This is a genomic window from Pseudomonas sp. GW456-12-1-14-TSB6 (genome assembly GCF_059424205.1).
Genome location: NZ_JBWKZE010000001.1, coordinates 158,055 through 170,322 on the forward strand (window position 1 = coordinate 158,055; position 12,268 = coordinate 170,322).

The 12,268-nt window shown below is 62.4% G+C and carries 11 protein-coding genes; 1 reads left to right on the forward strand and 10 read right to left on the reverse strand.

Going from position 1 to position 12,268, the window contains the following annotated elements; translation table 11 throughout:
• From AC07Y2_RS00745 to arnB, 9 genes are read right to left on the reverse strand one after another with little or no spacing between them, the layout of a single operon-like run.
• On the reverse strand, positions 1–1,620 hold the full coding sequence (locus AC07Y2_RS00745) for an ArnT family glycosyltransferase (RefSeq protein WP_178082834.1): 1,620 nt from the start codon (positions 1,618–1,620) through the stop codon (positions 1–3).
• Positions 1,593–2,972: a UDP-glucose dehydrogenase family protein gene (locus AC07Y2_RS00750; protein WP_103385218.1), complete on the reverse strand. Its 1,380-nt coding sequence runs from the start codon at positions 2,970–2,972 to the stop codon at positions 1,593–1,595. Before AC07Y2_RS00750 ends, AC07Y2_RS00745 begins: the two co-directional genes overlap by 28 nt.
• On the reverse strand, positions 2,969–3,373 hold the full coding sequence (gene arnF / locus AC07Y2_RS00755; RefSeq protein WP_103385219.1) for a 4-amino-4-deoxy-L-arabinose-phosphoundecaprenol flippase subunit ArnF: 405 nt from the start codon (positions 3,371–3,373) through the stop codon (positions 2,969–2,971). Before arnF ends, AC07Y2_RS00750 begins: the two co-directional genes overlap by 4 nt.
• Positions 3,370–3,714, reverse strand: coding sequence for a 4-amino-4-deoxy-L-arabinose-phosphoundecaprenol flippase subunit ArnE (gene arnE, locus AC07Y2_RS00760; protein ID WP_103385220.1), 345 nt, complete (start codon positions 3,712–3,714; stop codon positions 3,370–3,372). The genes arnF and arnE overlap by 4 nt, the downstream gene beginning before the upstream one ends.
• Positions 3,711–5,360 carry a lipid IV(A) 4-amino-4-deoxy-L-arabinosyltransferase gene (gene arnT / locus AC07Y2_RS00765; RefSeq protein WP_103385221.1) on the reverse strand — a complete coding sequence of 550 codons (1,650 nt, stop codon included), beginning with the start codon at positions 5,358–5,360 and terminating at the stop codon, positions 3,711–3,713. Before arnT ends, arnE begins: the two co-directional genes overlap by 4 nt.
• Positions 5,357–6,241 carry a 4-deoxy-4-formamido-L-arabinose-phosphoundecaprenol deformylase gene (gene arnD, locus AC07Y2_RS00770; protein WP_103385222.1) on the reverse strand — a complete coding sequence of 295 codons (885 nt, stop codon included), beginning with the start codon at positions 6,239–6,241 and terminating at the stop codon, positions 5,357–5,359. Before arnD ends, arnT begins: the two co-directional genes overlap by 4 nt.
• A complete protein-coding gene (arnA, locus tag AC07Y2_RS00775) occupies positions 6,241–8,232 on the reverse strand; it encodes a bifunctional UDP-4-amino-4-deoxy-L-arabinose formyltransferase/UDP-glucuronic acid oxidase ArnA (protein ID WP_039768610.1) in 1,992 nt (663 codons plus the stop codon). The genes arnD and arnA overlap by 1 nt, the downstream gene beginning before the upstream one ends.
• Entirely contained in the window at positions 8,229–9,251 is a 1,023-nt protein-coding gene (gene arnC / locus AC07Y2_RS00780) for an undecaprenyl-phosphate 4-deoxy-4-formamido-L-arabinose transferase (protein ID WP_103385223.1), read from the reverse strand. The genes arnA and arnC overlap by 4 nt, the downstream gene beginning before the upstream one ends.
• Positions 9,248–10,396 carry a UDP-4-amino-4-deoxy-L-arabinose aminotransferase gene (gene arnB / locus AC07Y2_RS00785; protein WP_103385224.1) on the reverse strand — a complete coding sequence of 383 codons (1,149 nt, stop codon included), beginning with the start codon at positions 10,394–10,396 and terminating at the stop codon, positions 9,248–9,250. The genes arnC and arnB overlap by 4 nt, the downstream gene beginning before the upstream one ends.
• 447 nt (positions 10,397–10,843) lie before the next feature.
• Here arnB and AC07Y2_RS00790 point away from each other — a divergent pair, with 447 nt between their 5' ends.
• Positions 10,844–11,689 (forward strand): site-specific integrase, encoded by an 846-nt coding sequence (locus tag AC07Y2_RS00790; RefSeq protein WP_256586951.1) that lies wholly within the window; start codon positions 10,844–10,846, stop codon positions 11,687–11,689.
• Positions 11,690–11,704: 15 nt separating this feature from the next.
• Here AC07Y2_RS00790 and AC07Y2_RS00795 read toward each other — a convergent pair whose 3' ends face one another.
• Complete coding sequence (locus tag AC07Y2_RS00795; RefSeq protein WP_103385225.1) at positions 11,705–12,256, reverse strand: PqiC family protein; 552 nt, start codon at positions 12,254–12,256, stop codon at positions 11,705–11,707.
• Positions 12,257–12,268 lie beyond the last annotated feature (12 nt).

The following is a 12,268-nucleotide window of genomic DNA, read 5'->3' on the forward strand; positions in this document are numbered from 1 at the left end:
TTAAGGCGCCAGCCCCAGCAACACATAATCGTTTTTGTCGAAACGCCCGCTCAGCACCGGTTGCAGCGCAGCGAGCGGCGTGCCTTGCAGGGCCTGATAGTCGCTGCGATCCATCATCAGCCACGCCGGTCCCTTGAGCGCTTCGAGCGCTTGCGCGGTTTCAGTGAACAGCGGTTGCAGATCCTGATCGACGTTGACCATGAACTTGATTGCCTTGGCGTCCTTGCCCATGCGGTGCAGCACCAGCGGCGCGGGTTGCTCGTGGATCCGCGCGAGTGCCGCCTGGCTGAAGGTTCGCGTGTCATACAGCTGGCGCTCCACCGGCTCGAACACCAGCGCGTACGCCGACCAGACCGCCAAAACAGCGCTGAATGCGAGGATTTCGGTTCGCCAGCGCGACAGCCACAACCGCGACAACGCGGCCAGTTGCAGCAATGCCAGCACGATCATTATCAGCGTCAGATCGGTCAACGACTCGGGAAACCGTCGCTGCGCCACCCACAACAAGACGATCAACAATCCAGGAATCAACAACCACAATCCCTGCATGCCGACGCGCAGCCAGGCAAACACCCGACCATGCAACACCTGAAACGGATACGCCGCAATAATCGCCGCCATGGGCAGCATCGGCAGCAGATAGCGGGCCTTTTTCGCCTGGGGAATCGACAGCCCGACCATCACGATCAATCCCGCCGCGGCGCAATACTGCACCAGGCGCAAGGCCGGGCCGCGTTGCCGGGGCTTGCTCAGCCACACCGCCGCCAGCGCGAGCAAGGCCAGCGGATACGCCAGCGCATAGTTGCCCAGAGAACTGGTGAAGTAATACAGCGAACCGCTGACGCCTTCGCTGCCGTCCATGCGCCCCATGAACTGCATGCGGATCACGTCCTGCCGAAACGCCGGCCCGCCGCTGACCTCCGCCAGCCACAACAGCAGCCCCACGCAGGCCGCCAGCAGCAGCGAAGCCAGCACGCCGAAGGTCAACAGACGCGACCACTGGCGATCCAGCAGGTAGTAACTGCAGAGCATGCCGCTCGGCACCACCAGCCCGATCGGCCCCCGAATGCCGAACCCCAGCAGCAACAGAAGGAACACCAGCGGCCAGCGCCGACCGGCAGCGAAATGGTCGTGGGCATAGCCGAGGTAGAACACCGAAAACGCCACGGCGGCGAGCATCAGGTCCTGCGACACCGCCCGAGTCTCGGTGATGAAGGTGCTGGTGAGCATCAGCAATGCGATGCTCACCACCGCCCAACGCACGGATGAGGGCGCGAGCAAGCGATACATCAACGTCACGATCACCGCGCCGGCGAAAGCGCTCGGCAGCCACGCCGTCAAGCTGTTGACCGTCCCGAACGGCAACGACAACAGCCAGATGAACAGCGTCGACAGCGCCGAATAATCGGCGTACGGCTCACCGTAAGTGGTGGGAAATACACTGGGCCCGTGGCGCAGCATTTCCTGGGCGAACAACACGAAGCGCGAGTCGAAACCGATGGGTGCCTGCCCGTACACGCCGGCGATGAACAGCAGAAACGCCAGCAGCCCTGCGATCAGGGACTGCCGGCGCCGGGCGGGAGACAGCGCGATCAAGCCACGTCCGAAGCGTGCGGCCATTGCTGCAACGGAATCGGCAGGGTGCGCGATTCGCCACGGCCCATCGGGAAGTAATGGAAGCCGTTGCGGGCCAGGCGTTCGGCGTCGTACAGGTTGCGGCCGTCGAAGATCACCGGAGCCTTGAGGCGTTGCTGGATCAGGTCGAAATCCGGCGCCTTGAACTGCTGCCATTCGGTGCAGATGATCAGCGCGTCGGAACCGGCAAGTACCGATTCCGGGGTGCCCATCAGCATCAGTTTCGATTCGTCCGGGTACAGATGCTGGGTTTCCTGCATCGCTTCCGGATCGAACGCGCGCACATTGGCGCCGGCGGCCCACAGCGATTCGAGCAGGACCCGGCTCGGCGCATCACGCATGTCGTCGGTGTTCGGCTTGAACGCCAGGCCCCACAGGGCGAAGGTTTTGCCGCGCAGTTCGCCCTTGTAGAACGCGTTGATGCGCTCGAACAATTTGTGTTTTTGCCGCTGGTTGATCGCTTCCACCGCTTGCAGCAAGTCGCTGGAGCAGTGCGCCTCTTCGGCGCTGTGAATCAGCGCGCGCATGTCCTTGGGAAAGCACGAACCGCCGTAACCGCAACCGGGGTAGATGAAGTGATAGCCGATACGGCTGTCGGCGCCGATGCCCTGGCGCACCGACTCGATATCCGCGCCCAGGTGTTCGGCCAGTTCGGCGATCTGGTTGATGAAGCTGATCTTGGTCGCCAACATGCAGTTGGCGGCGTACTTGGTCAGCTCGGCGCTGCGCAGGTCCATGAACATGATGCGGTCGTGGTTGCGGTTGAACGGCGAGTACAGGTCGCGCATCACGTCGCGCACTTCTTCGCGCTCGCAACCGATGACGATCCGGTCCGGCCGGCGGCAATCGGCGACCGCCGAGCCTTCCTTGAGAAATTCCGGGTTGGACACGATATCGAACTGCAGCAGGCGCCCGGCCTTGACCAGGGCTTTGTCCAGGTGCGTGCGCAGGGTGTCGCCGGTGCCGACGGGTACGGTGGATTTCTCCACCAGAATCAGTGGCTGTTCACGGTGCCGGGCCACCGCGTCACCCACCGACAGCACGTAACGCAGATCGGCCGAGCCGTCTTCTTTGGACGGGGTGCCAACGGCAATGAACGCGACCTTGCCGTGCTGCACCGCGAGTTTTTCATCGCAGGTGAATTGCAGGCGTCCGGCGTCCAGGCCTTCGCGGACCAGACTGGCCAGCCCCGGCTCGAAGATGCTGACATGACCCTGGCGCAGCAGCTCGACTTTTTTCTCGTCGATGTCCATGCACACCACGTCATGGCCGACCTCGGCCAGCACGGCGGCCTGCACCAGGCCGACATAACCGCTACCAAACACTGTGATTTTCATGGCGAACTCCTCAATTCGGGCGCACGGGCCGGACGAGTGTTGATGGTGATGACCCCGAGCATGACCAGCGCCACGCCCAGTGATTTGGAGAAACTGAAGGATTCGTTGAACAGCGGCAGACTGGCCGCCAGCAGGTACACCAGCGCGTAGCTGATACTCAGCAGCGAATAGGCCCGGCCCAGCGGCAGATCGCGCAGGGCGGCGAGCCAGCAGAGCATCGACAGCGCATAGGCGAAGATCGCCGCCAGCACCACGACCAGCGCGACTGAGTCGACACTGGGCAGGGCCAGCCACTGATCCGGCCGGGGCAGGCGCGTCATGCTCCAGCGCATGCTCAGTTGCGCCACGCTGACCAGCAGCACGCTGGCCAGGGCGAAGAAGATTCCACGGCACCGGTTCATGACTGTTGCCCCAGCAGCGCCACGCCACCAATCACCAGCACCACACCGAACCAGTGCTGAGCGTCGACGGGCTCCCTGAATACGAAGCGAGCGATCAGGGTGATGATCACGAAATTGAGGCTGAGCATCGGATAGGCGATGCTGACCGGCAGGCGCTGCAACACCAGCAGCCACACCAGCAGGCCCGCGCCGAGGGCGAGCAGGGCCAGCCATAGCCACGGCGAGCGCAATTTGCTCGACCACGACAGGCTCGCGCCGCGCCAGCTCTCGACGGCAAATTTCTGCGCGACCTGGCCCAGGCAGGTCAGCAGGCAGGCGAGCAGCAGCAACCACAGGCTCATGACGCCTCCTGCGGCAGGATCATGATCACCAGGTTGCCCTGCTCATAACGAACGCCGTCCTTGGGCAGTCTGTCGAGTTCGTCCAGTTCGTCTTGCCCCTTGACCCGCATCACCACGCCGACCGAACCGGTCTTGCGGGCTTGGCGCATCCACTGCTGCACCTGATCGGGATCGACCCGTTGTTGGATGCCGTCAGGATAGGCAAGGCCATATTTCAATTCGCCTATCGTGTTGTACAGCGCCACCTGCGGGCGTTTGAGGCGCCAGGACAGGGCCGACGCGGCGCCCAGGTCGTTGCTCAACAGGTGAGCGGCGCTCGCCAGTTCCGCTTGGTGGGCGAGGACGAACTGGTCCGGCATCTTGTTCGCCACCACCGATTTGGGCAGTGCCGCCGGCAGCAATGCGATCAGCAGCAGACTGCCCACCGCCGGCGCCGCCCAGCATTGCAACGGACGGAAGGCTTGCAGCAGGTTGCTGATGATCCAGCCGGTCAGGGCGATGAACACCAGCACCAGACTGTGCAATTCGTGGTCGTACAGCGGACGCTTGAGCTGCACGTAAACCAGCCCGATCAGCGTGACGATGCCCAGCAACAGATTCAGTAGACCATTGAGGCCCAGCGCCCGGCCTTGCTCCAGACGCAAGCGATCGGCCAGCGCGTGGCCCAGCAGCAACGCCAGCGGCAGCAGGCACGGCAGGATGTAGGTCGGCAGCTTGCCGTTGCTCAGGCTGAAGAACAGCAGCGGCATCAACAGCCACAGGCCTAGAAACGCGATGCCGGTTTCGCGGCGGGTCTGCCACGCTTGCTTCAACGCTACCGGTAGCATCCCGACCCACGGCAAACTGAACGCCACCAGCAGCGGCAGATAGAACCACCACGGCGCGTCATGCTGGGCATCGTCCCCGGCAAAGCGGCGGATGTGCTCGTGCCAGAAGAAGAACCGCCAGTAATCCGGTTCCTGACCGTGCACCGCCAGCATCCACGGCAGGCTGACGATGATCGCCACCGCGATGGCCACCGGGCCGTACAGCAGCAATTCCTTCCAGCGTTTTTGCCAGAGCATCCACGGCAACGCGATCAGCACCGGCAGCAACCAGGCGAGAAAACCCTTGGTCATGAACCCCATGCCGCAGGCCAGACCCAGCACCGCCCAGCCGGCGATCCGCTGACCATTGGAACGGCTGTCGAGGGCAAACCACAGCGCCACCAGACTCAGGTTGACCCAGAAGGTGAATTGCGGATCGAGGTTGGCGTAACCGGCCTGGCCGGCGACGATGACGAAACTCATGTAGAGCAGGGCGCAGACGAAGCTTTTGCGCGGGTCGTTCCACAAACGGCGGGCGATGAGGAAGCACAGCAGCACGCTCAACCCGGTGCTCAGGGCCGAGGCAAACCGCACGCCGAACAGGTTCTGGCCGAACACGGCCTGCCCGAGGGCGATCATCCAGTAACCGGCTGCCGGTTTTTCGAAGTAACGCAGGTTCATGAAATGCGGCGATACCCAGTTGCCGCTCAGCAGCATTTCCTGGCTGATTTGCGCATAACGGGTTTCATCGGGAATCCACAAACCGTGGCTGCCCAACGGCAACAGATAGGCCAGCAGGAAAATCCCCAGCAACAGCGGCAATGCCCAGCGTTTGCTCATGCGCCTTGCACTCCCAGCCAGCCTTCACGGCCTTCGAGGGCTCCGCGGTGCACGCGGCCAACGGGCAAGGTGTTGAGAAACTCGGGCAGCAAATCGCCCAACGGTTGGAAGTGAATGTTTTGCTGGCGTGCCTCGGCCAGCAGTCGACGAAAATCATCGGCCATCAGAATCCCTTCTACTTCGGCGTGAATGGTGTAGACGTTGAGGTTGTCCGGGCGGAACCGGTCGAGGATGAAGGCGTTGAAATCCTTCGCCGCCACGCTCGGCCCGACCACTTCATCGAAGGTCGGCAGGTCCACCGGAATCTGCGGCGCACCGACCGAGCCGTCAGACAGCAATGGGCGAAACAGCCGTTGCCCACGGCAATCGCTGTTGTAGCGAAAGCCGAAGGCCTGTTTGGCCTCGATCACACGTTCGTCCGCACGCCAACCGGCGGCGGCCGAACACGTGACCTTTTCGCCGAGGATGTCGCTCAAGGTGTCGACGCCCTGACGGATCTGCTCGACCAGTTGCGCATCGCTCCAGCGCCCGGCATTGACCTGCCAACCGTGGTGATCCCAGGCGTGCAGACCGACTTCGTGGCCGGCGGCCCGGGCCTGACGCATCAGGTGCCCCAGGTCGCGGCCGATCGGCTTGCCCGGCCAGGCCGTGCCCGCCAGCAGGATGTCCCAGCCGTACAGGCCGGCGGCGTTTGAGCGCAGCATCTTCCACAGGAACTGCGGGCGGATCAGGCGCCACAGGTGCCGGCCCATGTTGTCCGGGCCGACACTGAAGAAAAACGTCGCCTTGATCTGCGCTTCATCGAGGATTTCCAGCAAGCGCGGCACGCCTTCACGGGTGCCGCGAAAGGTGTCGACGTCGATGCGCAAACCGGCCTGCATCAACGCTTGCTCTCGATTTCGGCCATGGCCTCACGCAGGAAGAAATCCAGCGTGTTGCCGATGGTCTCGCGCATTTCCACGGTCGGCGTCCAGTCCAGCAGGCGCTTGGCGTTGGCGATGCTTGGTTTGCGGTGCTCGACGTCCTGGTAACCGGCGCCGTAGAACGCCTTGCTTTCCACGTCGCGGAAACCGGCGAACGGCGGGAAGTTGGAACGCAGCGGATGAGCCTCGAACTGGCGCAGCAGTTCTTCGCCCAACTGGCGAATGCTCGCTTCGTTGTCCGGGTTGCCGATGTTGATGATCTGGCCGTTGCAGACGTCGTTGTCGTTATCGATGATCCGCGCCAGCGCCTCGACGCCATCGGCGATGTCGGTGAAGCAGCGTTTCTGCTCGCCGCCGTCGAACAGACGAATCGGCGTGCCTTCCACCAGATTGAGGATCAACTGGGTGATGGCGCGCGAGCTACCGATGCGCGCCGAATCGAGGCGATCCAGGCGTGGGCCCATCCAGTTGAAGGGACGGAACAGGGTGAAGTTCAGGCCCTTGGCGCCGTAGGCCCAGATCACCCGGTCCAGCAGTTGCTTGGACACCGAGTAGATCCAGCGCTGCTTGTTGATCGGGCCGACGATCAGGTTCGAGCGGTCCTCGTCAAAGTGCTTGTCCTGGCACATGCCATAGACTTCCGAGGTCGACGGGAAGATCACGCGCTTGTTGTATTTGACGCAGTAGCGCACCAGTTTCAGGTTTTCTTCGAAGTCGAGCTCGAACACCCGCAGCGGATTGCGCGTGTATTCGATCGGTGTGGCGATGGCCACCAGCGGCAGGACCACGTCGCATTTCTTGATGTGGTACTCGATCCACTCCGAGTGAATGCTGATGTCACCTTCGACGAAGTGAAAACGCGGATGGCTGCGCAGACGGTCGATGGCGTCGGAGCCGATGTCCAGGCCATAGACTTCGTAGCGCTCGTCACGCAGCAGGCGCTCGGACAAATGGTTGCCGATGAAGCCGTTGACGCCAAGGATCAGCACCCGCGTGCGACGCGGGCCACGACCGGACTCGGCACCGCGCAGCAGCGAACCGTCCACCAGGCCGAGTTCATTGGCCAGTTGCGGGCCGCTCAGGTACAGGCCGTTGTCGTTGCGCTGGCCGGCGTTGATCACCAGCGAGTCTTCACCGCAGGCGATGCGCAGCGGATCGACACTGATGACCCGGCCCGGCGCCTGGCCTTCGTTGCCCTTGACCACGTCGGCGCTCCACACGATCAGCTTGTGCTCGCCCACGGCGCAAAAGGCGCCGGGGTAAGGCTGAGTCACGGCCCGCACCAGGTTGAACAGTTGCTCGGCCGGTTGCGCCCAGACCAGTTTGCCGTCCGCCGGGGTGCGACGGCCGAATACCGTGGCCTGGGATTCGTCCTGCGGGGTTTCCCGCAGTTTGCCGTGCAACATCGCGGGCAGTGCATCGCGCAGCAGGTCGCTGGCGGTGATCCGCAGTTTGCCGTGCAGGCTCAGCGCTGTGTCGCTGCGTTCGATGGCCACGCGTTGCTGGGCGAGGATGGCGCCGGCGTCGGCGCGCTTGACCATGCGGTGCAGGGTGACGCCGGTTTCGGTTTCGCCGTTGACCAGTACCCAGTTGGCCGGAGCGCGGCCACGGTAGCGCGGCAGCAGGGAGCCGTGCAGGTTGAACGCGCCTTTTTTGGCCAGCGCCAGCAGCGGCTCGCTCAGCAGGTTGCGGTAGTAGAACGAGAAGATGTAATCCGGGTCGAGCTTGGCGATCCGCTCGATCCACAGCGGATGGTTGGCGTCTTCCGGTGCGTGAACCGCGATGCCTTTGTTGGCGCACAGTTGTGCAACCGAGGCGTAGAAGGTGTTCTCCTTGGGATCATCGGCATGGGTGAATACCGCCGCAATGTCATAGCCACTGTCGAGCAGGGCTTGAATGCCGGCGCAGCCAATATCGTGGTAAGCGAAGACAACGGTTTTTGCGCTCATGAGAGAACCTGATCGGACGTGGAGTTGGAAGTGAGGCCGTCAACGGTGATGGCGGGGGCCGGCGTGGCGGGATGGCCGCGCAGGACTTTTTCAATGAAGAAACGTGGACGAGCGCGCACGTCGCTGTACATGCGGCCCAGGTATTCGCCGAGCAGGCCCATGCCGATGAACTGGCCGCCAGTGAACACGAACAGCACGGCGAACAGTACGAACAGGCCATCGCCGGCCCATCCGGCACCAAAGGCCAGGCGCATGAAGATCAGCGCCGCCGCGAACAGCACGCCGAGCCCGGCCATGGCGAAACCGACGATGCTCAGCAGGCGCAGGGGCGTGGTGGTCATGCAAGTGATCAGGTCGAACATCAGGTTGATCAAACGCATCGGGCTGTATTTCGAATCGCCGTGTTCGCGCTCGGCGTGGGCCACGGTGATTTCCGTGGTGTGGCGGGCGAAGCTGTTGGCCAGGATCGGAATGAACGTGCTGCGTTCGCGGCAGGCGAGCATCGCGTCGATGATCGTGCGGCGGTAGGCGCGGAGCATGCAGCCGTAGTCGCTCATCGCGACGCCGGTGGAGCGCTGCACGGCGAGGTTGATCAGTTTCGAGGGGTAGCGACGCAGCGCCGAATCCTGGCGATTGCCGCGTACGGTGCCGACCACGTCAAAGCCTTTTTCAGCCTCGGCCACCAGGCGCGGGATTTCTTCCGGCGGGTTCTGCAGATCGGCGTCGAGAGTGATCACCACGTCGCCCTTGCACTGTTCGAAACCGGCCATGATCGCCGCGTGCTGGCCGTAGTTGCGGTTGAGGATGACGGCCACAAACGGGCTGTCATCGACCGAGGCAGCGTCCTCGAGCAGTTGCGCGGAGGCGTCGCGGCTGCCGTCGTCGACCAGCACGATTTCGTAATCATGATGCAGTTGCTGGCAGGCGGCCTGGGTACGGCGCAGCAGTTCCGGCAGGCTGTCTTCTTCGTTGTAGACCGGGATGACGATCGACACGCAATGAATCGGATAAGGTCTCACGGGCGTTTCCCCATCAGGTGTTCAATGGCCCCGACGACCCGGTCCAGATCCTGGTCGGTCATGTCGGGAAACAAGGGAATCGAGCACAGCCGTGCCGAGTTCCACTCGGTATCGGGCAGGGACAGGTGCGGATCACGCTGGCGATACCAGGTGTGCAGGTGGGTGGCGATGAAGTGGATGCCGGTGCCGATACCTTGCTCCTGCAAACCCTTCATGAAGGTTTCGCGGTCGATGCCGCAGCGTTCGCTGTCGATACGCAGGATGAACAGGTGCCAGGCGTGGGTTTGCGCGTAGGCAGGCACCGCCAGCGGTTGCACCGGCAGGCCTTCGAGTTTTTGCAGGTATTGCGTGGCCAGCTCGGTGCGGCGGGTGTTGATTGCGTCCAGGCGCTCGAGTTGCACCAGGGCAATCGCGGCGTTGATGTCGGCCAGGTTGTATTTGAAACCGGGCTCGATCACCTGGGCCTGGGGTTTGCGGCCGTGGGTCAGGCGGTCGTAGGCATCGACACCGAGGCCATGGAACTTGAGCATGCGCACGCGGTTGGCCAAGGCTTCATCATCGGTGACGAACATCGCGCCTTCGGCGCAGGTCATGTTCTTGATCGCGTGGAACGAGAAGATCGCGGTGCCTTGCGAGCCGACGTGACGACCCTTGTAGCGGGTGCCAGCGGCGTGGGCGGCGTCTTCGATCACGGCGATGCCATGCTTGTCGGCCAGCGCGTAGAGCGGGTCGAGATCGAACGCAGCGCCGGCGTAATGCACGGGAATGATCGCTTTGGTGCGCGGGGTGATGGCGGCTTCGATGCGCGCGGCGTCGGTCATCAGGGTGTCGCGGTCGACATCGACGAACACCGGCGTGGCGCCGAGCAGGGAAATCATGTTGGCGGTGGACACCCAGGTCTGCGACGGGGTGATGACTTCATCGCCGGGGCCGACTCCCAGCGCCAGTAAAGTTACATGCATGGCACCGGTGGCGGAGGAAAGTGCCACGGCATGCCGACTACCGACATAGTTGCCGAAGTGTTCTTCCAATGACTGATTCTTCGGCCCGGTGGTGATCCAGCCCGAACGCAATACTTGTTCGACGGCGGCAATTTCTTCTTCACCGATACTGGGACGGGAAAACGGGAGAAACGCTTGACTCATAAGAACCTCGGGGCGACAGCCATCCTTCAGCCAATTGTCTGAAAAACACGTGTTTTCAAGGGTTTGAAGTACCGCCCGGGGAATGCCCGATTGACTTTTGCGTCCCCGGACGGCACGTTGTGAGCCATTCGGGGCCCACTGGATGCAATTAAGGTTATGCGCGTTTTTGTGAAAGGAACATGAAAAAGCGGTTGGCGAATCGTCTATCTGAAACTTATACAGCCACCGTTCAGACTTCTTCCGTTCATCGGCGTTTTTAGTAGAAAAGTCCTACAGAAGTGTCCCGTCTTATTTAAGTTTTGTTGCCGTTTTTAGTTGTTTTGTTGAACTGTTTCTTATTCAAGGCCGTTTCGTTTGATTGACTTGTCGAGTACTGAATCCTCACCCTCCAACAGCAATCCGCTGACTGTTTATCTGGCGCGCCTGGCGCCCTCCAGCCAACTGACCATGCGTTACGTGTTGCAGGACGCTGCCGACCGCCTCGGGTTCGAAGACGTGAACCTTGAGGACATTCCCTGGCACGGGCTGCAACCGGATGACGTCGTTGCGCTAGTCGCTGCATTGCGCGCGGACAACTACGCACCGAACACTTCTTCGCTGTATGTAAACGCCATTCGCGGTGTAATGAATGAAGCCTGGCGCATGAGCCTGATCAGCCAGGAACATCTATTGAAAATGCGCTCGGTCAAAGGCATTGCCGGCACACGACTGTCTCAGGGGCGCAATTTGAAGCGCACGCTGATTCATGAATTGATGGAAGTCTGCGCCGCCGATCCACGGCCACAAGGTTTGCGCGATGCGGCGGTGATTGCACTGTTGTACGGCACCGGCATGCGCAAGTCGGAGTCGGTGGATCTGGACCTGAATCAGGTGGATTTCAGCGAGCGCAGCCTGTGTGTCACCGCCAAGGGCAACAAACAGCTGATCAAGTACGCGCCGGCCTGGGCGTTCGCCAAACTGAATGCCTGGCTGGAGTTTCGTCGTTCGGAACTCAAGGAGGGCGAGAGCGACGACGCGTTTCTGTTCAACCGCATTCGCCGTGGCAGCCACATCACCCGCGAGCGCATCACCAAGCACGCGATCTATTACATCGCCCGCCAGCGCGGCACCCAGGTCGGGGTGAAGATCATGCCCCATGATTTCCGGCGTTCGTTCATCACCCGGGTGATCGAGGAGCATGACCTGTCGATTGCCCAGAAGCTCGCCCACCACAGCAATATCCAGACAACCGCCAACTACGACGTGCGCGACGACAACGAGCGGCGCCGCGCGGTGGATCGTTTCGACTTGTAGGCAGTGCGGTTTCGATCAGGAGGCGGGCGGGCAGCCGCGTGAGCCGGCGGACGCCTGGCTGATCAACGCGGCCAGACGTTTGACGTTGTTCTGCTGGGCCGCCACCAGATCGTCAATGCTCGGCCCGGACGGGGTTTGCAGCAGCGAGCGACAGGCGAGCAGCGCGTCGTCGCCGGTGTTGGCCTGGCGCAGGCGCCATTTGACGTCGATCAGCCCGTATTGCCCGGGAATCGAATCGAAGCGTTGCACATCGATGCGCACCGAGGTTTTGCGTGGGCCGCCGGCATTACTGAGCTGATCCACCAGTGCGCTGCGCAATTCGTCGCTGAGGCTGGCGCCCCACCATTCGGTCTCGAGAATCGCCAGGCCGCTGTTGCCTTGGCGGATCACGATTTGTGGCCGGTCGACCTGCGGCGGCACGCTGATGCCTTCGATGGTGATTTCCGAGCCGGCGCGGCCGGTCATCGGTTGCGTCGGTGTCAGGGTGTGAAAGCTGATCGGGGCGCTTTTACAGGCGCCCAGCAGCAGACCGATCGCTAGCACGGTGAACTTCAGCTTTAAAGCCATGGGACAGCTCCT